Source organism: Myroides sp. C4067, assembly GCF_038039665.1.
GTDB classification, from domain to species: domain Bacteria; phylum Bacteroidota; class Bacteroidia; order Flavobacteriales; family Flavobacteriaceae; genus Flavobacterium; species Flavobacterium odoratimimum.
In genome coordinates this window covers 165,512-190,171 of record NZ_JBBPHJ010000003.1, presented here as the reverse complement: position 1 = coordinate 190,171, position 24,660 = coordinate 165,512, and the positions used below count along the sequence as shown (strand labels likewise).

The window sequence follows — 24,660 nt, the reverse complement described above, 5'->3', positions numbered from 1 at the left end:
CCTATGAAAAAAATAGCTCAAATCTATATCGACTCTTACAAAGGTCTATCATCAGCATCGTGGATGCTAGCAATTGTAATGTTAATCAATAGATCGGGGTCCATGGTATTACCATTCTTAGGTGTATATATGACGAAAGAACTTCACTTTAGTCAAGAACAGACGGGGTATGTATTAGCTTGTTTTGGGGTAGGTTCTATTATAGGAACTACAGTAGGCGGATGGGTAACTGATAAGATAGGTAACTATAAAGTACAGTACTTGAGCTTAATAGGTAGTATTCCAGTATTTATCATGTTACCACACTTCACGTCTGTAGTCAGTCTAGCACTGATGATGTTATTACAGAGTGCAGTCAGTGAAATGTTTAGACCGGCGAACTCTGTAGCCATCACCATGTATGCTAAACCTGAGAATATCACCCGTGCCTTCTCTCTAAATAGAATGGCAGTGAACTTAGGGTTCTCTATAGGGCCTGCTATGGGAGGTATTCTAGCTGCGATATCGTATGCGCTATTATTCTACGTGAATGCTACTGCGGCGTTTCTAGCAGCTGTCGTATTCATCTACTTCTTTAGAAATAGAAAGACGAACAAAGAATTATTATTAGAACAGGAAGATATCACTGAGCTGAATGAGATAGAAGATGTCTCTAATAAATCTCCATATAAGGATAAGATGTTCTTAATATACAGTGTATTCTGTACTTTATACTCTATTGCCTTCTTACAACTATTAAGTACACTACCTATATTCTATGAGAAAGCTGTAGGGCTGGATGAAGTAGAAATAGGGCTTATCTTAGGGTACAGTGGTCTACTTATCTTCTTAACAGAGATGTTATTAGTACATGTCGCAGAAAAATTCTTTACGATCAGACAGACTATCTTCTACGGGGTTATGATTAGTGCCTTAGGATACGGAATGTTAGCTTTTGACCACAGTTATATCTCTATCTATATATCTATGACGATCTTATGTGTCTCTGAGATGCTAGCAATGCCATTTACCTCTACGGTGACAGCGATGCGTGCTGGTAGTAAGAATAAAGGTGCTTATATGGGCGTGAATGGGTTGACCTTCGCTATCGGATTTATTATTTCACCTATCCTAGGGACAAAGGTAGCTTCTACACTAGGATATGATGTCTTATGGTTAGGTACAGCTGCATTAGTAATCATAGCTGCTCTAGGGCTAAACTATTCTGTCAAAAAAATGGCAGAAGAATAAACATTATAGTTTCTTCTCCATTTTTAAGAATGTATACAGCCCACCATTAGTATAATTCTCAAATTTACCTACGCTAGCGTATCCAAGGTTTTGATAGAAGTCAACTCCTAAAGTATTAAACTTCGCTACAGCAACAGTTATTTTCTCCACAGCTTTTCGCTTGTGTAGAGCTTCTTCTGCATACTGTATAATCTCCCTTCCATATCCTTTATGAAGGTGGATTGGGTTGATACCTAATATGACTTCTGCTGTATTATGATCTACTAAGTCATAATAGAAGTAGGCTATAATATCCTTCTCTCGTGGAGTACGTACACTGAAGGTATTCTGTCCTCTTACATTCTCGTCTAAAAAATCGTGTAAGTCCTCTAAATCTGAGGTCATATTATAAAAGCTCAATATTCCTTCATACTTCCAATTATAAGCTATTTCTACTGCCTCCTCTTGTGTTAAGACTTCAAAAAATAAAACTTTCTCTTTCATTATTCAAAATATGTTAAAAAACCTTTCTTATTTAACAACTGTTCTATAAAGTAATCTAGAAACAAATATATTTGTGACCAGATGAATCTTTATAACAGACATATAGCCTGGCTACTCATTATCATTTTTGCCTTATTCGGCGCAGAGAAGATAAACTTCGCTGTGGAGCAGACTTGTGACAAAAAATTAATGTACTGTCCTACTGCTAATATGTATGTGTACACTGTGTATAAAAACACATCACACTCATCTAATCCTGATACGAAGGATACTGATACACATAAAGTAACTACAATAGCCTGCGAAACTTTCTTTATTAATCAATTAGAATTAGCAGTCTATACAAAACAAAAAGTTACTTATCACTACAGTCCCTTCTATTATAAACATGTCATCCATTCAACACCATATATACCCTTAGTAGATCCTCCTCCTATAGTATAGTGTTCTTTATTCTTATATAACGACCACATTTCTATTATATACTATACAAAGATAAGCTTAGGCACATAGATTAAAAAGATACTTTTTCTTAACAATTTAGTATAATAATCAAATATTTAACATACAGTATCCTTTCTGATATTATTTGTTTTACTACATTATCGCATTCTTCTGTATTCTACAACAAAAAAAAGAGCCAAAACACAATGTCTTAGCTCTCTCTAACTACGGTAAGGTAATATAAAAAATCTCAACAATATTTCTATTCATTGAATTAGTTTATTTCTAAGTGGAGGTATCCCGTTTTCTTAATCATACTAGATCCTCTATCATCTTTATACTCATAAGAGACAATATAGAAATAGGTACCTGTCGGCAATAGTTCATTCTTCTTTATCGTCACTCGACCATCAGAATAGCCTCTAAACACGTTACCATTACTATTATAATTTGCAGTCTCGTATACCTTGACCCCCCATCTATTAAATATTTCGACACGGTTATTTGGATATCGTTGGATATTGTCTATTCTGAAGTAATCATTATCTCCATCACCATTCGCACTGACGAAGTTATAGATCACTACATCTCCCTTCAGCATTTTATCAGTTCTCACTGTCCCTAGTGTAAAGAAGCCGTACTTCTCTAATGACGTAGGTGTAGTCACAGTCTTATTCTCTAAGTCTACTATCCCCCCTTCATCTACCCATAACTGCTCTATGGCATCCCATCTCAAAATATGCAAATTATCAGTTGCATGCTCATAAATCTCTTTAGGGGTGGTACGCTCATCCCAAGTCAGCGTAAGCACAATATTACTCGCTGTGGTCTGTGAATGTTCTATCAGCCAATACTCTCTCGTATTAATCTTATCAACTATCCCAGAACCTGCCTTACGGACTTTGAAGAACTGCTTATCGTCTAAGCTATATTTTCCCACGAAGATATCTTTCTGATGCTTAGGAGCAGATATTATTGCTTGTCTATAGAATCCTTTATCTCCTTTAGGATAGGTGAACTCCTCATTTCCTTCTTTCTCTACTTCTCCCTCGATATGAGAGGCATCACTGACATGAAGAACCTTAGATTTATTTAAGAAGGTAAAAGCTCCTTGAAGAGAATCTACCTTAGCAATACCCTGAGTGAACTCAACTGCACCCGCAATACTCACAGATGTCTTGATATCAAAAGCTCTTTCCTTTATAGGGTTATTTAGAATCAAAGTATTAAAATGAGTTCCTGCCTGTCCTTCTATAGTTTGTTTCGCAGTTCCGATAAGAAAGGTCTTCCCCTGAGGAATATTTCCTTTATAGTCAAATATTTTACCGTTATTAACAAGGTCACGATGTAAGTAAAGTTCACCGTTATTTCTAAAATCTCCTTCTCCTTGGTTCTCCAGCGTATAATATACAGAGACCATAGAACCCGGTTTAATATAAAACATACCTTTATTCACTGCCTGACTATAAATTATAGTCGGTAGCATCACCATACACAGTAATAATCTCAAATATATCTTCATTTCTTCTATCGCTAGTATTAGTCTTTCACTACGAATATGATATTCATAATCGTACAGTCTGTAGCTGCTGCCTTTACATCATAAGTCATCACACCTTCTTTAGATATTGACTTTATCGTAAACACATCTGTATCATAACTCGTCACATAATAGTATAAGTCTGTCGGCTTCTCAAAATAAGGGATACCTGTAGTAGGAGCTCCTTCACTGACAAAGTGATTACTGTTCTGTAAAGAGAATTGCTTCTTATATTCTTCAAATAAGTTTATCGTTTGTCCTATTCTGTCTTCTGAAGTATCAAATACAATAGAAGGCATATAGAAGAACTTCACTGCCTTATAATCTTTGGTTACCATTTGTTGCCATTTCGTTCCATCATTATAATAGAACCCCACGACTACATCATTAACTGCCTTCGTATTATACACTGTCATACCTGCTACGTGAGCACTTAAAGGATTCGCTAGTGTAGTGGATGTAAGCTCTACTCTAGGTAGTAATAACCCCTTATCAGCAGACTCTACTTCTAGCATGGCATCCTTATTTATATCTGGCGATGTACCAATCTTAGTTTGTGCAAAACTTAGAGCGCTGAATAGCACAGCAAGCATTGCGAAATATAATTGCTTCATCATTTATCTTTAAGTAATTGAAAAAAAAGTGCGAGTCTCAATACAAGACTCGCACAGTGTGGTGTGAGTTGTTTGATTATTGTTTGTTTGCTTGTCTATATTGTATATAACTATTCTGTAAACTCTACAATTACATTATAGTTCCCTTCTCCAATCATGATATACTGGTTACCAGATCCGATATTAAAGTTTAAGGTACTACCACTCACTTTAATATCCGTAGTAGCTGTAGTCTTCAACATTTCTCCTTGTAATACTTGGATGCTTACTACTGCCCCTACTGTAGCACCTGCAGGAATAGCCACACCTGATGTTCTAGCGGAGTTAGCTTTAGCGATATTAGTAGTCCCTATGAACTTATATACCTTCTTATTATTAATCGTATTCCCAGTGAAGATTACTTTACTATTATGAACATCGATATGATCACCTAAGATATTCTTGATCTTATCCACATTATTCGTAATATAGTTCGTGATAAAGTCAAAGCTGATTTCTTTCTTCGCTCCGTTATCTTCAATCGTATAGAACACTTCTTCTTTATCGTCTGCTATCTTTCCGTAGTACACATTCCCCCCTTTATTAATAAACTTAGAGATTAGATCCCCTACCTTATAAGTAACATCACCCTCTTTTACCTCTTGGTTTAGAATATCACTAAAGTTATTTACGATATCACCTACTACATTTACTTCTGTACCTCCTGTAGTATCTCCGGTAATATCAGCAACAGTCTTACCTTCATTACTAGCCAAGAATGCCTTTACAGCTTCTTCATTGAAATATTTATACCCTACAGTCTTTCCATTTTTCACTACTGGTACTACTACTGTAGTCGTCTCTGTATCTGCTACTAAATCTTTAAGGTTAATAGTCTCATACTTGCCATTGTTATAAAATTGGAACTCCCAATTAGCATTCGTACTATCTCCTGTATTCTTATAAATAACATTACCATCTACCTTCGTAGAGATATTCTTGATTAACTCTTCTATAGTATAGTGCTCGCTAGTACTTCCTTCTTTTAGGACAGTCGTTTTACTATTAAAAAAGTTCGATACATTAGAAGCGATCTCTCCTACTACATCTATTGTAACTACTCCATCTGCGTCATTAGGCACATCGATCTCAGTCTTTCCTTCATTTCCTTTCTGAGCTAACCAATTCTGAATCGTCGTCTCTGAGAAGAAAAGGAATTTCTTTGTCTTATCAGTATCAGATACTGCTACTTCACGGAAGAATGTTTTAGTCTCTTCTTTTAATACTAGATCTTCAAAGTCTACATTCGCTGTCTCATACTTATTATCAACTGTGTTATAAACCACATATTTAAACTCATTCTTCACTGGATCAAACACAATAGTAGAATGCCCTTCTTTAGCAGCATCTTTATTGTCAGGATTAGTAGGTACGATATAGTTGATTACATTCTGGATGTTCTTAACGTCACCTTCTAATTTTGTCACATTATTATCTAATCCATTGATAACTGTAGTTAGTTCCGCTTTGCTCACTATTCTATTCCACTGTCCTCCATCTTCTGTTGTCCAGTAATAGAATCCTTTTAATATCTCTTTAGAAGTATCTTCATTAAGGTTATAAATCAATAAACTCTCTACTTGAGTTCCATCTATCGGTGCAAAAACATTTAAGTCTGATAAACTTACACGTGGAATCAATACCCCTCTGTGGCTAGAAAGAATTTCAAGTTCAGCTGATGTTTCAGGATCTGGTGTACCAATACCTACCTGTGCTGATGCTGTATAAAACGTTCCTAAGAAAGCGGCTAAAATGATAATTTTCTTCATGATTATAAATTCTATTTAATATCTGTATTGTTTTGTTATTTTGTCTTTTTACTTGGTAACATCGGGTTAGAGAATATTCCTTCTCTAAATCCTCTAAGAAAAGTAAGATCATAGATTACAGATGTACTACACCCCGTCAAATTAGTTATGGTTAATCTCACTTTTCCTTTTTTATTGTGCCAGTTCTCTCCATTAACTTTGGCATCTTTAGGAAAGGCTATTATTAACACACCTGTTCCATGTTTGGTAATAAATACTCCTCCCTGCTGTTTAATAATAGGCCTATCGTTCTGATCAAATATTACCTTGTTATCCTTATCTCTTTCTAATATTGTTGATCTAACCTCTACTTCTGGATTATCTACAGTAGCGAAAGGAAACGCCTTCCACTCATTCTCTGTATCTAATAAATATTCCCAGTCATATCGCTGTATCTCTCCTGACACTATAGAGCTAAGTTGTAATGACTGCCCTCCTTTAATCATTACTTGATCTACTACCGTAGTCTGTTTTCCTTTGTGATCCTTAGCGATTACACGTTCTACAGAAGGCAGACTGTTTATCTTAATCTTAATCGGAGTTCTAGAGCCAATGGTACAGCCATTTCGAACAGCCTGTACATATACTGTAAACTCATCACCTGCTTTATAGTTCTTAGACAAGTCTATCGTAAACATATCTTCTAAAGCAGGTAGTCTAGTCGTTCCTTTCTCAGAAGTGTACACTTCATAACTCGTACAGTGACTATTCTGTGGTTGTATCCTCAACGGTTCTCCTTCACATAACTGAAGAACTTGTTCAAGTTCATAACCGTACTGATCAGTCTTTATCTCCATACCTACTTCTACTCTAGGGACTAGATCTACATTATAGATATGAGTAAAATCTCCTAATACTCCTACAACTGAGCCATACGATATCTTCACTCTATCAAAAGGTTCTGTAGAAGGAGCTACTATAATTCTGTATCTATCTCTACCTCCTATCCCTAATAATCTCAAGCGAAGTGCTCCATTAGATTCTGTAAGTGGTTCGCCCACTTTCTTATCTCCTAAATAGCGTTGAATCTTAAACCCTTTGACTAATTCTAAACTTAGCACTCCTGGGTTCTTATTTTCTGCTGTAATATGCAACTCATCTCCTGGTAAAGCAGTTTGTTTAAACACTACGGTTAGACTTGCCATATTCGCTACTGCTACCCCTCTTGCTATTACTGCATAACTGTTAGGATCATCATCCACTGCATTCCAAGGATGGCTAACAGAGGCTGTGGCACTCGCTACCCCTAGTCCTATATCTTCTACTCCATGGAGTACGTCTAGTACATTGGGATTAATATTAGGTAATACAGCTGCACAACTAGGGTTATCAACAGTCTTAGTCACATAAGCTCCATACACCTTAGCGTTCTGAGCTACACCTACTGTAGATCCTAAGACAACTTGTACTCCTCTATATTTCTGCGGCCCTTTCTTATTCGATGGTACGAATGTATACTCCAACACATTATCTGCTGCTAATAGATCTACTAGTCCTCCATCTACTCCTTGTAACGTTCCTATCTTTTTCCCATTTGCATCAAGTCCTACTACTGTAATACCGCCTAGGGCAACTAAACCACTGTATTCTTTACCTAACTTCACTGTCACAGGAGTTCCTGCGGCTTGGTCTTCTTTGAAGTAAATATTCTGCCATGTAGTACCTAATCCTAATAGTCCTAGTCCTACTGTGATTGTAGAATAAGTATCTGGTCGTCCATCAATAGCATTACTCTTATTAGATACTCCTCCTGTCAGAGCAGAATACCACGCTGTATAATCTGTTGCCCAGTATCTCTCGTAAGTCGGTGGACAGTCTTCGTTATTAAATACATTGACTTGAATATTCTTGATATCCGAACATCCATTAGCATTCTCAGCAACTACCGTATAGTTATATACTCCTGCTTGGTTAAATACCTTAGGACTCGTTCTATCTATAATCTCTTCTCCATTTGTGTCGTACCAAGTGATTACATCTCTAGCATTATCAGTTATCATAATTGGCAATACAAAAGAATCTCCTACATTCAAAGTATAGCTTAGAACATCAGAATTATTCTTCAGTTTTAGCTTAGGTATAGGATTTACATTAATCTTCACTATAGCAGATTCTTCTGAGCTCACACCATTGATAACATATACTACACTGTATTCTCCTGGCTCTGTAACTCTAATGCTCTCTATAGGCAATAACTCCTCGATTATTCTATCTTCTAAGTCATCTCCTACTTCGCGTACCTTAAATAAATTACCGTCTTTAAACCAGCGGTAAGACTCTACAGTACCAATAGTAGTCAATGGCTTTTTAGCAATTAATATCGCTTCGTCTCCTTCACATATTACGCTTACATCTGATGAGATAGAAGGCTTAGGATGTGGTTTGCCTACAATATTCGTATGTGCTATAGAACGAATCTTCGTAGGATCTACATACGGTAATTTTAGATTACTTACATCTAGATAAGCTTCATTAGATAACACTCCTAAACCAGGGTAGCCTATCACTGTTCCATTAATAATGACTCTAGATGAAGAGTGAGCGTCTAGGTTCACTTTCCAATTCTCAATACTCTTCGCACTATATATACTAGGAATATTAGAAGGAGGTGTCAAGGTGTTTTTATAATTACCTCTATTATCAAAGAAGATCTCATCTACTCTAAAGAATTCTTTTATCGTGGATAAATAATCATTTAGTTTGAAGTCTTTATACAAATCAGATGAATGGTTAGACATCTCTAGAGTGTAACTTAACTTATCTCCTTTCTTAGCTTCTAATAAATTGACAGATTTGTTAATCATTAATCCTTCAGGAGTTGTGACATTTAAATCTCTTATCTCATGAATATTAACAGCTGCCCCTGTAGAAGCTGCAAAACCAATCTTCAGTGTTTCGTAAGGCAACTCATCATATTTATAGTCTAATACTTCTACAAATCCCCCTTTATGTTCTGACTGTAAGCGTACTTTGATATGGAATTTCTTTTTAAGAGCGTAACTTCCATCGGGTTTCTTCTTGCTTCTATCTTCTTCTAAGATAGGTTTCATCTCGATCTGTACTCTTCTATAAAAGTTATAGTCATCAGGTCTAGAGTATATAAATTCAGAATTATCTATATTTTTACCTCCCGGTTTCTTTATATGTGTCAGATATCTAGCTGTTGTTCTGAGGTCATTTGTAACCTTTCCTCTTAATACAACACTTTGGGCAAACGAGCCATTCGTATTTGGTCTTCCAACAGCTTCATGAGTAAAATTACCATACTCATCAAGTCCTACAGCTATATATCCCCCCGTTACACCATATGTATTATTGCCAGACCCATACCCTAATGAACCTCCATAACTACCTAATCTAAATTTTCCCTTAGGAATACTCCCATCGTATAGAAATACAGAGATACCATCTGCTCCACCTTTTGTATTTCCGTCTCTTCTACGCCATGATTTATATTCAAAATCAATCAATACTCCTCTATCAGAAGGAAAACTCTCTTCTATAATAGCATACCCCTTCTGATTCATTCCATCAGAAGTAAGTCTTAGCCATCCTTCTCCAGAACGATCTAACCCTTGTGAAGCTGTTAGTATAGCATGATCCCCTAATACTACTTTGCTATTCACTGTTTGATGAGTAAAACTTTCTTGTATTGTAAACTGTGCATATAAAGGAGATAGCTGCCCTAATAAAACACATAGTACAAACGCTAAAACATATCTATACTTCTCTAACATATTACCAATAACAATCACATTTACAATAACATAATAAACAAAACACTATTTTTTTAGACAAAGATTCCCTTGCTGATATTCTACATGACATCAGATATTTAGAAAATAGAAGTCCACACCTTTTACAAAGTGTTTAAAATCCCATTAAACTTGATTGTGATTTACAACTGAGAAATAGTTGTTGTTTTTATGATACTATTATTCTTTTTCCTTTTCTACTCTTTTTATTTGAGAATATATTCTCAAATCAATTACTTAAATCTTAAATTAATAATATAAAAAACAAATATTACTAACCGTCACTATAGTTAAAAACAAATATTAAGCCATAATTGTTTTTTTGTGAAAAAAAATCACCTATTGTGATATATTACTTTCTTCAACAACCGATAACTATCTGTAATAATGCTTATTACAGATTATAAAAAACACTCTATTTTTGTGCAAATTTACTCAAAACAGTTCATCATCCTAACATTTAATACAACACAAAGCAGAATACAATTCCTTAAAAGCAAGTGAAAAATTACTATTTTTTGATAAAATATGATTTAATAATTAAATTATAAGAAAGTGAACAAGGTATCATTATCCATAAGCTCTTTTTACTGCTAAATTAAAACACCTAATATTCACATTATGTGACTGTTAAATTTATATCAAAGAAAGGAAACTCAGAAAAATAAGGCATTCTAATCTTTATTTACTATTTTTAAAATAAAATTATTAACCATGAACCAAGACCATAATACACCTTTTATAACAGAATCTATTCAAGATAAAGTAGCAACTATATCATTTTATAGTCCAGCTAGTAACTCATTTCCAAGTTCACAATTAGAAAAGCTAACTAGTATTATTACTAAACTTAGTAGCAATACTCATATTAATACAATCATTCTAAAAAGTGAAGGAACAGGAGCCTTCTGTGCAGGGGCGTCTTTTGATGAATTACTTTCTATTAAAGATACTACTACAGGACAGGCTTTCTTCTCAGGTTTTGCTAATGTTATCAATGCAATGCGCAAAAGTCCGAAGATATTTATCGGTCGTGTCCATGGCAAAACTGTAGGAGGAGGAGTAGGACTAGCAGCTGCATGTGATTACTGTTTTGCAACAACGAACGCTTCTATTAAACTATCAGAACTAGCCATCGGGATAGGGCCTTTTGTAATCGAGCCTGCGGTCTCACGCAAAATAGGTAAAACAGCCTTCACAGCAATGTCTCTTGCAGCACACGAATGGAAAACAGCTACTTGGGCACAGAATCACGGATTGTATAGCGAGGTATATGATACTGTAGACAGACTTGACTTAGAAGTAGAGACTTTCGCTACTAAGATAAGTTCATATAACCCAGAAGCGCTATGCGAAATGAAGAAAATATTCTGGGAAGGAACAGACCATTGGACAGAATTATTACATCAACGTGCTGAAATATCAGGTAGACTAGTATTATCAGAATTTACAATAAATGCGCTTAACCAATTTAAAGCTAAATAACATATCTCATCCTTCTAGAACAATATCTCTAGAAGGATTTTTTATATATAAACACCATTATTCTTAAAAACAAAACACAATACATCAAGATTAAATAAAAACATGTCAATATAAAATCTTTTTACTTACAATAATCATCTCTTTATCAATAATGTTAATTTTAATTAACTCATTGTACTATATTTGCTAAAAAATATAAAACTATGAAATCACTAAAGTACTTACTTCCAATACTTTTAATCGCTTGCAAAGCTGTTGCTTCAGAACCGCTAAAGCTAGATGATTACAGAGATAAAGGGAGGTACAGTACCTCACATTATGAAGGAGGTTTTCTAAGTCATTTAAATATTGCTGCCGGAGTTTCTACATTAGGATTTACCATAGAAGCAGCGACTCCTATTAATTCAAGTTTAAAACTTAGAGCAGGATTAGATTATTTTGAGTTCAATTCTAAGAAGTACGATGTAAACTTTGATGATCAAGAAGGAATACTACACGAAGCCTTTGGTTATACACCTACTTATGAAATGCATGGTAGTATAAAAGCTATTCATGGACACGCACTAGTAGATTATTACCCTTTTAGAAAAGGAATATTTCATCTTACTGCGGGTTTCTATTTAGGAAGTACTAAACTTGAAGCGGATGGACTATTAACAGATGGTAATGGTACCCCAGCTGAACTAAAACCTGGTCATGACTGGCCTATAATAGAGTTCGATGGCAAAGAACTAGCAGTAATAGATGGTAAGATAAACGCAGAGCTAACATTAGGTCAAGTAATCAAACCATATATAGGTATTGGATTAGGAAGAGCTGTTTCTAAAAAACGTTTAGGAGTTAAGTTTGAACTTGGAGTATTATACCAAGGAGACTATACTTTAAAACAAAACGGTAGAACAGTTGCTTCTACAAGCGACCTTAATGCTTCAATAGAAGATGCAGATAAAGTAACCAAATGGCTAAAACTATGGCCAATGGTAAACTTTCAAATTAATTACCGAATATTCTAAAATATCATGAAATTAAAGTATATCACAACAGTCATCTTATCTTGCTTATTTATCTACTCTACAAACTCTTACGCACAAGAAGAACCCACTGAGAGTACAGCAGTAAATACTGTAGAAGAAGTAAGTCAAGAGAAAACAACAGATCAACAACAACCTAAAGAAGACAAAAAGAAGAAAAAGAAGTCAGGACCTCCTACCTTACCTCCCAATAATTCTACAGCTTACTTACTACATGTAGGTGAAGACGAATTCGTGAGAGATAATATAGCGAAGCACTACTCTGACCAACGCTTCTATGAATGGACATTAAGTGCAGGAGTATCTACGATGGGGCTAACGCTTGAAGCATTGACTCTTATCAACAGCTATTTAAAACTTAGAGGAGGTATAAACTTATTCTTCTTTAACTCTAAGCACTATGACGTTGGTATTGATGATCCTCAAGGGGATTTAGTTCGTCTTTTTGGTTATAAACCAAATCTTGCTATCAAAGGTAAAAATCATATGATACATGCTCACACCTTAGTTGACTTTTATCCTGTACCTGATGGTCTATTCTTCCTTTCAGGTGGTTTCTACTTTGGTCAAAATAAAACAGCCTTAGATGGATATCTAATCAATCATCAAGGAGATAGAGCAAAACCTCTATATGGAGAATGGCCAGAATACTTAGATTTTCAAGGGAACCAAATCAAGTTAAATGAAGGGAATATGGAAGCTGATGTTACACTCGGTAGTATTATCAAGCCTTATCTAGGGATAGGAATAGGAAGAGTGGTAACGAATAAAAAGCTAGGCTTCTCATTCGAGCTTGGGATGATGTACCAAGGGGACTATGAACTAAAACAAGATGGAAGCAAAGTGCTTTTCAATCTCCAAGACAGTTTTGAATACAACGAAAAAGGAGAGAAATGGTTAAATCGAATTAAATGGTGGCCTAAAGTATCCTTCCAAGTTAGATATAGATTATTCTAAACGAAGTCATCTCTTTAAGGATAAAGAGAAAAGGCTACGCTAAATATAGGAGGTCAACTATATTTTTGTGTACCTTTGCCAAAATTTTTAGTTATGCCTAAGATTAGAATTACAAAACAATTCACATTTGAAACAGGACATGCCTTATATGGTTATGATGGTAAATGTCGTAACGTACACGGTCATAGTTATAAGCTAGCTGTTACAGTTATTGGTACTCCGATAGAGGATACTAATAATGTGAAGTATGGTATGGTTATAGATTTTGGAGACTTAAAAAAAATAGTGAAAGGAGATATCGTAGATGTATTCGATCACGCTACTGTTTTCAATAAAAATACCCCTCATATAGAATTAGCAAAAGAACTAGAAGAACGCGGACACCACGTTATTCTTGTCGATTATCAACCAACTAGCGAGAACATGGTTATTGACTTCGCTCAGAAGATAAAAAGCAAATTACCTGAAGGGATAGAACTATATTCATTAAGATTACAAGAAACAGAATCATCATACGCTGAATGGCATCAATCAGATAATTTATAGGACTTGAGTTTTACAATTAATACAGATAAGAGTATATACTTCGCTTCTGATCAGCACTTCGGAGCACCTAGTCGAGAGAAAAGCCTTCCTAGAGAAGAGTTATTCTTACAGTGGCTACGCGAGAAAGAAGATGATATGGGCGCCTTATTCATACTAGGAGATTTATTTGACTTCTGGTTTGAGTACAAGACTGTAGTACCTAAAGGTTTTGTAAGAATACTTGGTAAATTGGCTGAAATCAAAGATAGAGGCATTCCTGTTTTCTTCTTTGTAGGAAACCACGACTTATGGATGGATGACTATTTTCAGACAGAACTAGGAATACCAGTATATCACGAGCCTAAAGTATTTGACATTAATGGTAAGAAGTTCTTTATCGGACATGGAGATGGACTAGGACCTGGAGATATGGGCTATAAGAGAATGAAGAAAGTCTTTACTAATCCTTTCTCTAAATGGCTGTTCAGATGGTTACATCCAGACATCGGCGTTAGACTTGGTTCTTACCTATCTGTTAAGAATAAACTGATATCAGGAGATGAAGATATTAAATTCTTAGGCGAAGATAACGAATGGTTAATTCTATATGCTAAACGCAAATTAGAAACCACTCATTACGACTACTTCGTTTTTGGGCACCGTCATTTACCAATGATTATTGACTTAAATGACCAGTCTAAATACATCAACCTAGGAGATTGGATTAGCTACTTCACCTATGGTAAGTACGATACTAGTCTACATCTAATAGAATATAAGAAAGAGCTTGCTGAAGCTAAACAATAACAAAAAACGCATACTGATCAGTATGCGTTTTTTGTTATCTCTTTTATTCTAAAAAGGCTTCTCTAATATCCACTCACAGTGCGTAAAGTAATCCCAACCCACAGCTCCTAAGTCTACTTTAGGATCTACGAATTGACTTAAATCACGTTGATTAATGGATACATAACTTTCAGCATATACTGCCACGTCCTCTCCTTTTGCTTCATATTCTTTTTTGATATATTGTGCCATCTGCCAGATCATATCTGGAGAAGACAGGCGAGCCATCTGTTTATTAGTTAGCACATCTTCTATATCGTAATACTTTCTATCCCCTGTTTTTTTATTTTCTACTATATAATTCGTATAACCACTCCTTGATCTAAGCATCATACGCCAGCTAAGACGATGAGCTTCATCAGTCCATAACACATCTCCCTTGATAAAATAATGTCTTAGAGGAAGCACTAATTGTACAAACATAAATGCCAATAAGAAATACTTCACTTGAGGAGAGAAATGCCTTGCCACAGCTTGTTCTTCTTTTAAAGTATCCTCATCTAAAGGAGTTTTCTTCTTAAAGAACCAACTTCTTACTTGCTCTGGTTCATAGAAAAACACAGCAAAACTCAATGCAAAATAAGGGAATATACCGATATGTAAGGTGATAGAATTAAACAAGTGAAATACCAATGAGGCTATAACGGCTAAAGTACGCGTGCGTTTATACAACAATAAGAACACTACTAGTCCATCAAATATAATCCCTAAATAAGCAATAGAGACATAGAACCAATCCTGTGTAAATACTTGCTTAAACACATCAGGAATATTAGCTCCTTGATACATCAACTTTGTAAACGTACCATCTAACCAATCTGGATAGAACTTAGCCACAGTACCATAGACATAAAGCATGAATACCTGAAAGATAAATAGCCAAGAGATGTAATAAGGCATGGAGTGTTCTTCTGTTACCCTGTTGCTTTTTACATCAAGAGAAGCATATCGATTAGCAGGTACGAAACACATATACACACAGATCACTAATAACATATAGTAGTGATTATTATAAGATGTCTTCTGTATAAAATAAGCGCCTGCCCATAATATCGTTAGCAGTGGCATAGTCCACTTATATCGATACCCAAGCATAACAGCCACTGACACACAGCCCATCACAAAAAAGTAGACATACATCTGAGGACCTACTAGCACCTGTAGAAAGTCCATATAGATATGGGAGAATGTAATCTTTACATCGACTAGATTATCTCTTACCCAACCTGTAGCAATCGCGCCGAATGACTCACAAGCGAATAAGAAACCAAAGAATATTCGAAAGATAATTAACGGAGAATTATCTATCTGACGGTACAGTTTTTCCTTCATAACGACTGAAGAACTCTCGAGTCACACGTTCGTCATCTTTTAACTTCGCGATTAACTCATCAAGTCCACTAAATTTTAATTCATCTCTTATTCTGTCTAAGATACGAACTTTTAACTTTTGGTCGTATAAATCACCATCCCAATCTAAATAATTTACTTCTATCGTATAAGGATGGTCTGCAAAGGTAGGGTTAATACCTACACTCATCATTCCCATCACTTTCGCTCCATTTAACTCAGATTCTACCACATACACACCGTTCTCAGGAATCAATTTATAATCTTCGTCCACAACAATATTCGCTGTAGGAAAACCTAACTTACGGCCTAATTTCTTACCGTGTACTACTGTACCAGAGAAATAGTACTCATACCCTAAGAACTCATTCGCCAACATCATATTACCGTCTTCTTCTAGAGCAACGCGTATCTTAGTAGAACTAATAGAGACATGATCTATTTCTTGAGCAGAGATCTCCTCTACTTCAAAGCCATATTTCTCACCGAATGCCTTTAAATCATGAATATCAGCAGTTCTATTTTTTCCGAAGCGATGATCATAGCCTATAATTATTTTAGAGATATTAAATTTATCTACTAATACCAGCTTTACGAACTCTTCTGCTGATAACTGAGCGAACTCTAAGTCAAACTTTTGAATGACTAGATTATCTAATTCTAATCCTTTTAAAAGCTCTTTCTTCTCTTCTATAGTATTCAGTAATCGAATACTGTTATCCTGCTTTAAAACCATGCGAGGATGAGGAAAGAAGGTCAACACCAAACTCTCGCCACCATTAGCTTTAGCAGAATCAACAAGCTTTTTGATAATCATCTGATGTCCTACGTGTACTCCATCAAAAGTACCTAATGTAGCAACTACTTTTTTATCGCAATTAAAATCAGCTATAGAAGAAAATGTTTTCAATTTTTAAAGTTTATATCAGTTACATTACTATTTTTGTGCCCCTTTATTCCCAATGACTGGGTAGAGAACAAAACTGCGTAAAAATACGTCATTTTTATAAATGCCTCTTTATAAAATGACTATAATCTAACGCCTTTTAACAAAATTCAATATGCCTAACACTAGATTTTTAAAAGCCTTAACTTTATTTATTATCACTCTTATTGTTTCTTTTTCAGTTAATGCCCAAGTTAAAATAATGACTTGGAATTTACTTAACGTCGGAAAGAATAAATCACAAGAGAATATAGAATACATCGCCAAAACGATTAAACAAACAGACATCATAGCTATACAAGAGGTTGTTACTAACCCTACAGGCGCACAAACTATTGCTAAGATACACGAAGAACTAAACAGATCCTCAGGGGCCAAATGGGACTATGCGATAAGCGATCCTACTGTTAGTTCACCATATCGCTCAGAACGCTATGCTTACCTATGGAGAACTAGTAAAGTCAAGCTAAAAGGCAAACCTTTTCTTGAACCTACTTATCAAGAGGAAATAGAGAGAGAGCCTTATATGGCTACATTTATTTATAAAGGAAAAGAAATAACGATAAGTAGTTTACACGCACTACCAACTAAACATCAGCCTGAGAAAGAAATCAAGTACCTCAAATTCTTTCCCGAACACTATCCTGAACACAACCTTATCTTCTTAGGTGATTTTAACTTAAGTGAAAGCCACAGCGTATTTAATCCCTTAAAGAAACAAGGGTATCTACCTAGCTTCTCTACACAGAAGACGAGCCTTAGACAGAAATGCCTTAAAGGTGACTGTCTAGCATCAGAGTATGATAATATCTTTTATCACCCTGATAAGAATGAACTTATCAGTGCTAAGCCTATCTACTTCTTTGAAGACTTTGAAGAAATTAGCATAGCAAGAAAAGTATCTGATCACATCCCATTACTCATCACGTTGAATATATTATAACCCAAAAGACCTCTTTAGCAGAGGTCTTTTTTATTATCTTCTATTCATATAGATCATTACATAGTACAGTAGCGTACCTAGTGAACTTATCGCAGCCACTACATACGTACGAGCTGCCCATTTCAACGAATCTTTAGCTCCTGCATATTCTCCTTGAGTCACTATATTCTTCGCTTGTAACCACTTTAACGCACGATTACTCGCATCGTACTCTACAGGTAACGTTACAAAAGAGAATATCGTCGTCATCGCAAACAAAATAATCCCGATTAATAACAACTGCGGAAATGTATTAATCATTAACACACCTCCTAATAATACCCACGTCACTATATTAGACGAAAAGCTAACAATAGGAACTAACTTAGAGCGCATAGTCAGCCAGTGATATGCCTCAGCATGCTGTACAGCGTGTCCTACCTCATGGGCAGCAACAGCAGCCGCAGCAGCATTGCGCTCATTATACACAGCCTCACTTAAGTTGACTGTTTTATCCATTGGATTATAGTGGTCAGTCAGCCTACCTGGAGTAGAAATAACTCTTACGTCTCTGATCCCATGATCAAACAACATCTTCTGTGCTATCTCTGCACCACTCATCCCATTCTGAAGTTGTACTTTAGAATATTTCTCAAATTTACTTTTTAAGCGATAACCTACTAACCAACTAGCACCCATTATCGCAATCATAAAAATCCAAATCATACTTAGACGTTTTTCTTTTTTAATTAAATCTACAAATTATAAGCCAAACTAAAAATAAGACATTTTGACATAAAAAAAGGGTTACATCCCTGTAACCCTCTCTTATTAACTATATTTTATACTATTTAAGTTTCTTTTTAACCTCTACTTCTTGGAAAGCTTCGATTACGTCATACTCCTTAATGTCGTTGTAGTTTTTAATCTGAATACCACAATCATATCCTTTAGAAACTTCTTTAACGTCATCTTTGAAACGTTTAAGAGCAGTTAACTCTCCAGTGTAGATTACTACACCTTCACGGATTAAGCGGATTCTAGAGCTACGGAATATCTTACCATCTGTAACCATACATCCAGCGATAGTTCCCACTTTAGAAATTTTGAACAACTCACGGATCTCAGCAGTACCAGTAACCTCTTCTTTAAGCTCTGGAGATAACATACCTTCCATTGCATCTTTAAGGTCATCGATAGCAGCATAGATGATAGAGTAGTTACGGATATCGATCTCTTCTTTATCAGCTAATACTTTAGCAGATGCCATAGGACGAACGTTAAATCCGATAATGATCGCGTCAGAAGCAGATGCTAACAATACGTCAGATTCTGTAATCGCACCAACTCCTTTGTGGATAATGTTGATTTGAATTTCTTCTGTAGATAATTTAGAGAATGAATCAGATAATGCCTCAACAGAACCATCCACGTCCCCTTTTAAGATAATGTTCAACTCTTTGAAATCTCCTAATGCGATACGACGTCCAATCTCTGCTAACGTAATGTGACGTTGAGCACGTACAGATTGTTCGCGGATCAGCTGAGTACGTTTAGATGCAATTTGTTTTGCTTCTTTTTCTTCTTCGAATACGTTGAATTTATCACCTGCAGTTGGCGCACCATCAAGACCTAATACAGAGATTGGAGTTGAAGGACCAGCTACTTTAATAGACTTACCACGCTCATCGTGCATAGCACGTACTTTACCATGGTTACATCCTGCTAATAAATAATCTCCTACACGAAGAGTACCAGCTTGTACTAATACAGTAGATACATATCCTCTACCTTTATCTAAGAATGCCTCTACTACAGTACCTACTGCTAACTTATCTGGGTTAGCTTTCAGCTCTAACATTTCAGCTTCTAGCAATACTTTTTCAAGTAATTCAGTCATACCAATACCTTGTTTAGCAGAGATATCTTGAGATTGGTAAGTACCACCCCATTCTTCTACTAGCAAGTTCATTGATGCTAACTTTTCTTTAATCTTATCAGGGTTAGCCGTTGGCTTATCTACCTTATTGATCGCGAAGATAATAGGTACACCTGCCGCTTGAGCGTGGCTAATAGCCTCTTTCGTTTGTGGCATGATGTCATCATCCGCAGCGATTACGATAATAACGATATCCGTTACTTGCGCACCACGTGCACGCATCGCAGTAAACGCCTCGTGACCTGGTGTATCTAAGAAAGTAATCTTTTGACCATTTTCTAAAGTTACCCCATACGCACCGATGTGCTGCGTAATACCTCCTGACTCACCAGCGATAACGTTAGCTTTACGAACGTAGTCAAGTAACGATGTCTTACCGTGGTCAACGTGTCCCATTACAGTAACGATAGGAGCACGAGATTTTAAATCTTCTGGTCTATCTGGAGCCTCTTCGATAGCCTCTTCAATAGCTGCAGTAGTAAAGTCTACTTCGTATCCGAACTCATCAGCCACGATAGTCAATGTCTCAGCATCTAGACGTTGATTCATTGTTACCATGATACCTAATGACATACATGTACCGATAACTTTAGTAATAGGCACATCCATCATAGTAGCGATCTCACCTACAGTAACGAACTCAGTAACTTTTAATATTTTACTTCCAGCTTCTAATGCTTTTTGTTCGTCATCCGTTTTCTTACGGTGTACATCACGTTTATCACGACGGTATTTAGCAGATTTAGACTTATTACCTTTACCTTGAAGACGTTCTAGTGTCTCCTTGATTTGGTTTTTAACTTCTTCTTCTGTTGGCTCAGCCTTAACTACAGGAGCTTGTTGGTTACGTCTTTGGTTTCTATTACCAAATTTGTTTCCACCAGTATTGTTATTATTGTTGTTATTTCTTTGCCCGCCACCTTGGTTTCTGTTATTGTTGTTGTTATTACCACCATTAGCATTATTGCTATTGTTATTAGTAGTATTACCACCTTCAGCAGTACCTGGTTTAGCTATACGTTTTCTCTTATTCTTATTAGCGGCATTACCAGCACCTGGTTTCGCATTGTTACCAGCGTTGTTACCACCTTTTTTAGGCTCTTCTTTTTTCTTTTTAGGCTTATCGAATTGAGATAAATCGATAGTCTGTCCAGTAAAAGTAGTACCAGAAAGTTTTTGATAATTAGTTTTAATCATCTCCTCTCCTGCGTTTTCTTCTGTCTTAGCAGCCTCTTCCGCTTTGTTAGACTCTGCTTTTTTAGAATCCACTTTGTTAGATGAAGCATCCTTACTTCCTGCTACAGATTCTTTCTGTTTTGGTTTTTCCACCTCTTTTTTAGCTTCCACTTGTTTATTTGAGTTCGTTACTTTAGATGCTTCCTTATCAACTACAGGTTTAGCGACAGTCTCTTTCTTATCCTCTATAACCTCATTAGCTTGTTTTTGCTTACTCTCTTTAGCAGGAGCTTTGGCATCTTTTTCAAAAGATTTATTTTCTTTATTAGAATCGTCTGAAGAAGCTTTAGTTTTTTTAGGCTCAAGATCGATTTTACCCACAGTTTTAATAGCTGCAATTTCTTCAGCTTTAGCTCGGATAATTTCTTGTTCACGCTTAATACGTGCTTCCTCTTGTTTTTTCTTCTCCTCTAATTCTTTATCACGCTCAATTTTCAAGGCCTCTTTCTCTTTCTTTTTCTCTTCACTTACTTCAATAGATGCCTCTTTCTTACCTTTATCAGCAGAAAATTGTTTACACAAAACACTATATTCTTGATCAGAAATTTTAGCATTAGGTGTTGCGTCGATATCGAAACCTTTTCCTTTTAAAAAGTCAACGGCTCTATCGAGAGAAATATTCAATTCCCTTAAAACTTTATTAATTCTTATTGCTCTTTCTTCAGACATATTATCCTTTTAGTGTATTAAATGTGTTGTGTTGTTAACTTGTAATTAATCCTCGAATTCTTCTTTCAAGATTCTAAGTACATTCTCAATTGTTTCATCTTCAAGATCAGTACGTTTCATTAACTCTTCAACACTTAGGCTTAAAACGCTCTTAGCCGTATCTAAACCGATTCTTGCAAATTCTTCAATTACCCACTCGTCGATTTCGTCTTTGAATTCTTTTAATTCTACGTCATCGTCTTCTGGGTTTAATTCACGCATAACATCAATATCATATCCAGTTAACATACCAGCTAATTTGATGTTTTGTCCACCACGTCCTATCGCACGTGATACCTCTTCTAGAGCTAAATAAACATTTGCTTTTTTAGTCTCTTCATTCAGAACTACTTTATTTACGTTAGCAGGTGCTAAGGCACGCTTAACGAATAATTCTGTATTATTAGTAAAATTAATTACGTCTATATTCTCATTTCCTAATTCGCGAACGATACCATGGATACGAGATCCTTTCATACCTACACACGCTCCTACTGGATCGATACGATCATCAAAAGTATCTACTGCCACTTTTGCTTTTTCTCCAGGGATACGTACCACTTTCTTAATAGTGATGTGTCCATCAGCGATCTCAGGGATTTCTTGCTCGAATAATCTTTCTAAGAACTCAGTAGCAGTTCTAGACATGATGATTTGAGGTTTAGATCCTTTTAATTCTACTGCTTCGATGATTCCTTTTACAGTATCACCTTTTCTAAAGAAGTCAGATGGAATCTGTTTATCTTTTGGTAAAACGATTTCATTTCCTTCCTCATCCATCAAAATTACAACTTTTGGACGGATGTGGTGCACTTCTGCTGAATAAACTTCTCCAATAATATCTTTGAACTGTTTGTATAAAGTAGTATTATCGTGCTCAGTCACTTTAGAGTTTAAGTTTTGGCGCAATGCTAAAATAGCACGTCTTCCTAACTCCTCTAATTTAACCTCTTCTGAAACTTCTTCTCCTACTTCAAAATCTGGTTCGATCTTGCGTGCTTGAGATAATGAAATTTCATAGTTATCATTCTCTACTTCCCCATCATTTACTACTACACGGTTTCTGAATATCTGGCAATCTCCTTTATCTGGGTTAACAATGATATCAAAGTTATCATCGTTACCAAATCTTTTTTTCAATGCATTTCTAAATACATCTTCTAAGATGGCCATCAGCGTTACACGCTCAATATCTTTTTCGTCTTTAAATTCTGAGAATGAATCTACTAAATCTCTATTCTCCATGTGCTTTTTTTATTTTAAAATGAAATTATAACATTCGCTTCTTTAATATTCTCAAAAGGAATCACAGCTTCTTTCTCTACTGTCACCTTCCCTTTTCCAACAGGTTTAGGCTCTCTAGCCTTCCATGTTAGGACAATCTGGTTATCGATCACATTCTCTAGAGTAGCCTCATATTTCTCTTGATCTAGCGTCACTACTTTCAGCTTTCTACCAATGTTCTTATGGTATTGACGAAGTAATTTTAAAGGCGCTGTTGCACCTGCTGATGCTACCTCTAGAGAGAAATCCTGCTCTTCTCTATCTAAATTATGCTCTATAGCTCTACTAAAATTTATACAATCTTGTAATGTCACACCTTCATCACCATCTATAGTTAGAGTGATTTTATTGTCAGCAGACACCGTAAAATCTATAATAAATATAGATGTATGCTCTTCTAAAGCCTTATCTATTAATTCTTGTACTTTACTTTTTAATGTCATATGCTATAAAAAGAGGGGACTACTTTGTCCCCTCATTATTTAACTTTTTTAATAAATAACTGTGCAAAGATATTAATTTTTTTATTACAAATAAAACTTTTGCCTATTGATAATTATATTCTTAACTTTAAATCATGTAATTAAATCAAAATAAAACAACAAATATCACTATGAAAAAAATACTAGTCCCAACAGATTTTTCTACACAAGCTTATAACGCTATCAAGGTAGCTGCTTGTATAGCTAAAAAAGGAGATGCAGAAATATTACTATTACACATCTTGGACTTGCCACAACAAGGAAATGATAGTATCAACAAAGGTACTCCTGCTCCTGAAGTAATGTTCTTCAAGAACGCTGCTGAAGAGAAACTAAGAGAATTAGCCCTATCTGACCTATTCGAAGGCATTAAGGTATCTACTAGTCTTATCCTAGACAGAACGGCTTATGGCGTGACTAAGACAGCAGAGACGAATAAAGCAGACCTTATCGTAATGGGATCTCATGGAGCGAGCGGAGCGAAAGAATACTTCGTAGGTTCTAACACTCAGAAAGTAGTGAGAACGTCTGACGCACCTGTATTAGTAATTAAAGGCGAAGGAGATGACTTCAACGTAAACGATCTTGTATTCGCTTCTGACTTTACTGATAATATGAAAGAACCTTTTAAAAAGATTCTACGTCTACACCAGATGTTCGACACGAAATTACACCTACTGATGGTAAACACTCCTAATAGTTTTAAACCTACTCATGTAGCAGAACAAGTATTAGAAGACTTCTTAGAAGACATCACAGATACAGAATACGACTTATCTATCTATAATGATCTAACAGTAGAAAAAGGAATTCTTAACTTCTCTAAGAAAACAAATGCAGACCTAATCACGATCGCTACACACGGACGTACAGGGTTAGCTCATTTCTTCAACGGAAGTATCAGTGAAGATTTAGTAAACCACTCGCCTATCTCAGTATTGACTATCAAGATAGACTAAGTACTATCCTTATATAATATAAAAAGCTGATTGCTATTCGCAATCAGCTTTTTTATTTCTCCTATTTTATTCATTTA

20 protein-coding genes are annotated in these 24,660 nt (G+C 35.6%); 9 read left to right on the top strand and 11 right to left on the bottom strand.

Annotated features, from left to right (window positions below; genetic code table 11):
• Window positions 1-3: 3 nt before the first annotated feature.
• A complete protein-coding gene (locus AABL87_RS03220; RefSeq protein WP_006262609.1) occupies window positions 4-1,230 on the top strand; it encodes an MDR family MFS transporter in 1,227 nt (408 codons plus the stop codon).
• A 3-nt stretch (window positions 1,231-1,233) separates the two neighbouring features.
• On the opposite strand, the gene AABL87_RS03215 is transcribed toward AABL87_RS03220, so the two are convergent.
• On the bottom strand, window positions 1,234-1,713 hold the full coding sequence (locus AABL87_RS03215) for a GNAT family N-acetyltransferase (protein WP_006257655.1): 480 nt from the start codon (window positions 1,711-1,713) through the stop codon (window positions 1,234-1,236).
• An 81-nt stretch (window positions 1,714-1,794) separates the two neighbouring features.
• Between AABL87_RS03215 and AABL87_RS03210 the strand changes: the two genes are divergently transcribed.
• Window positions 1,795-2,157, top strand: coding sequence for a hypothetical protein (locus tag AABL87_RS03210; RefSeq protein ID WP_006257656.1), 363 nt, complete (start codon window positions 1,795-1,797; stop codon window positions 2,155-2,157).
• A 274-nt stretch (window positions 2,158-2,431) separates the two neighbouring features.
• Here the strand turns inward: AABL87_RS03210 and AABL87_RS03205 are convergent, their stop codons facing one another.
• The 4 genes from AABL87_RS03205 to AABL87_RS03190 all read right to left on the bottom strand — a co-directional run bounded on the left by AABL87_RS03205 (window position 2,432) and on the right by AABL87_RS03190 (window position 9,895).
• Entirely contained in the window at window positions 2,432-3,679 is a 1,248-nt protein-coding gene (locus tag AABL87_RS03205) for a gliding motility-associated C-terminal domain-containing protein (protein WP_341276930.1), read from the bottom strand.
• A gap of 17 nt (window positions 3,680-3,696) precedes the next feature.
• Window positions 3,697-4,314, bottom strand: a complete 618-nt coding sequence (locus AABL87_RS03200; protein ID WP_083387839.1) for a hypothetical protein — start codon at window positions 4,312-4,314, stop codon at window positions 3,697-3,699.
• 107 nt (window positions 4,315-4,421) lie between these two features.
• The gene (locus tag AABL87_RS03195) at window positions 4,422-6,119 is read right to left on the bottom strand and encodes a hypothetical protein (protein WP_071307114.1); all 1,698 of its coding nucleotides are present in this window, start codon (window positions 6,117-6,119) and stop codon (window positions 4,422-4,424) included.
• A gap of 35 nt (window positions 6,120-6,154) precedes the next feature.
• Entirely contained in the window at window positions 6,155-9,895 is a 3,741-nt protein-coding gene (locus AABL87_RS03190; protein ID WP_071307635.1) for a lectin-like domain-containing protein, read from the bottom strand.
• Between the two features lie 732 nt (window positions 9,896-10,627).
• Here AABL87_RS03190 and AABL87_RS03185 point away from each other — a divergent pair.
• From AABL87_RS03185 to AABL87_RS03165, 5 genes are all read left to right on the top strand, one after another.
• On the top strand, window positions 10,628-11,398 hold the full coding sequence (locus AABL87_RS03185) for an enoyl-CoA hydratase/isomerase family protein (protein WP_071307113.1): 771 nt from the start codon (window positions 10,628-10,630) through the stop codon (window positions 11,396-11,398).
• A gap of 203 nt (window positions 11,399-11,601) precedes the next feature.
• Window positions 11,602-12,411, top strand: coding sequence for a hypothetical protein (locus AABL87_RS03180; protein WP_071307112.1), 810 nt, complete (start codon window positions 11,602-11,604; stop codon window positions 12,409-12,411).
• A gap of 6 nt (window positions 12,412-12,417) precedes the next feature.
• Window positions 12,418-13,386, top strand: coding sequence for a hypothetical protein (locus tag AABL87_RS03175; RefSeq protein WP_341276929.1), 969 nt, complete (start codon window positions 12,418-12,420; stop codon window positions 13,384-13,386).
• A 93-nt stretch (window positions 13,387-13,479) separates the two neighbouring features.
• Window positions 13,480-13,932 carry a 6-pyruvoyl trahydropterin synthase family protein gene (locus tag AABL87_RS03170; RefSeq protein ID WP_006257664.1) on the top strand — a complete coding sequence of 151 codons (453 nt, stop codon included), beginning with the start codon at window positions 13,480-13,482 and terminating at the stop codon, window positions 13,930-13,932.
• A gap of 3 nt (window positions 13,933-13,935) precedes the next feature.
• Window positions 13,936-14,718 (top strand): UDP-2,3-diacylglucosamine diphosphatase, encoded by a 783-nt coding sequence (locus AABL87_RS03165; RefSeq protein ID WP_071307110.1) that lies wholly within the window; start codon window positions 13,936-13,938, stop codon window positions 14,716-14,718.
• A 48-nt stretch (window positions 14,719-14,766) separates the two neighbouring features.
• Here AABL87_RS03165 and AABL87_RS03160 read toward each other — a convergent pair whose 3' ends face one another.
• Together AABL87_RS03160 and AABL87_RS03155 are read right to left on the bottom strand one after the other, a co-directional pair.
• On the bottom strand, window positions 14,767-16,089 hold the full coding sequence (locus AABL87_RS03160; protein ID WP_071307109.1) for an HTTM domain-containing protein: 1,323 nt from the start codon (window positions 16,087-16,089) through the stop codon (window positions 14,767-14,769).
• On the bottom strand, window positions 16,058-17,017 hold the full coding sequence (locus AABL87_RS03155; RefSeq protein ID WP_006257667.1) for a bifunctional riboflavin kinase/FAD synthetase: 960 nt from the start codon (window positions 17,015-17,017) through the stop codon (window positions 16,058-16,060). The genes AABL87_RS03160 and AABL87_RS03155 overlap by 32 nt, the downstream gene beginning before the upstream one ends.
• A gap of 151 nt (window positions 17,018-17,168) precedes the next feature.
• Here AABL87_RS03155 and AABL87_RS03150 point away from each other — a divergent pair, with 151 nt between their 5' ends.
• Window positions 17,169-17,996, top strand: a complete 828-nt coding sequence (locus tag AABL87_RS03150) for an endonuclease/exonuclease/phosphatase family protein (RefSeq protein WP_071307108.1) — start codon at window positions 17,169-17,171, stop codon at window positions 17,994-17,996.
• Between the two features lie 33 nt (window positions 17,997-18,029).
• On the opposite strand, the gene AABL87_RS03145 is transcribed toward AABL87_RS03150, so the two are convergent.
• The 4 genes from AABL87_RS03145 to rimP form a co-directional block, all read right to left on the bottom strand.
• Entirely contained in the window at window positions 18,030-18,701 is a 672-nt protein-coding gene (locus AABL87_RS03145; RefSeq protein WP_006257669.1) for a zinc metallopeptidase, read from the bottom strand.
• 121 nt (window positions 18,702-18,822) lie between these two features.
• Window positions 18,823-21,819: a translation initiation factor IF-2 gene (infB, locus tag AABL87_RS03140; protein ID WP_016650027.1), complete on the bottom strand. Its 2,997-nt coding sequence runs from the start codon at window positions 21,817-21,819 to the stop codon at window positions 18,823-18,825.
• Window positions 21,820-21,864: 45 nt separating this feature from the next.
• Entirely contained in the window at window positions 21,865-23,103 is a 1,239-nt protein-coding gene (nusA, locus tag AABL87_RS03135) for a transcription termination factor NusA (RefSeq protein WP_006257671.1), read from the bottom strand.
• 14 nt (window positions 23,104-23,117) lie between these two features.
• Window positions 23,118-23,585 carry a ribosome assembly cofactor RimP gene (gene rimP, locus AABL87_RS03130; RefSeq protein WP_025124482.1) on the bottom strand — a complete coding sequence of 156 codons (468 nt, stop codon included), beginning with the start codon at window positions 23,583-23,585 and terminating at the stop codon, window positions 23,118-23,120.
• 170 nt (window positions 23,586-23,755) lie between these two features.
• On the opposite strand from rimP, the gene AABL87_RS03125 reads away from it, so the two are divergent.
• Window positions 23,756-24,583 (top strand): universal stress protein, encoded by an 828-nt coding sequence (locus AABL87_RS03125; RefSeq protein WP_006257674.1) that lies wholly within the window; start codon window positions 23,756-23,758, stop codon window positions 24,581-24,583.
• The last annotated feature ends 77 nt before the right edge of the window (window positions 24,584-24,660 follow it).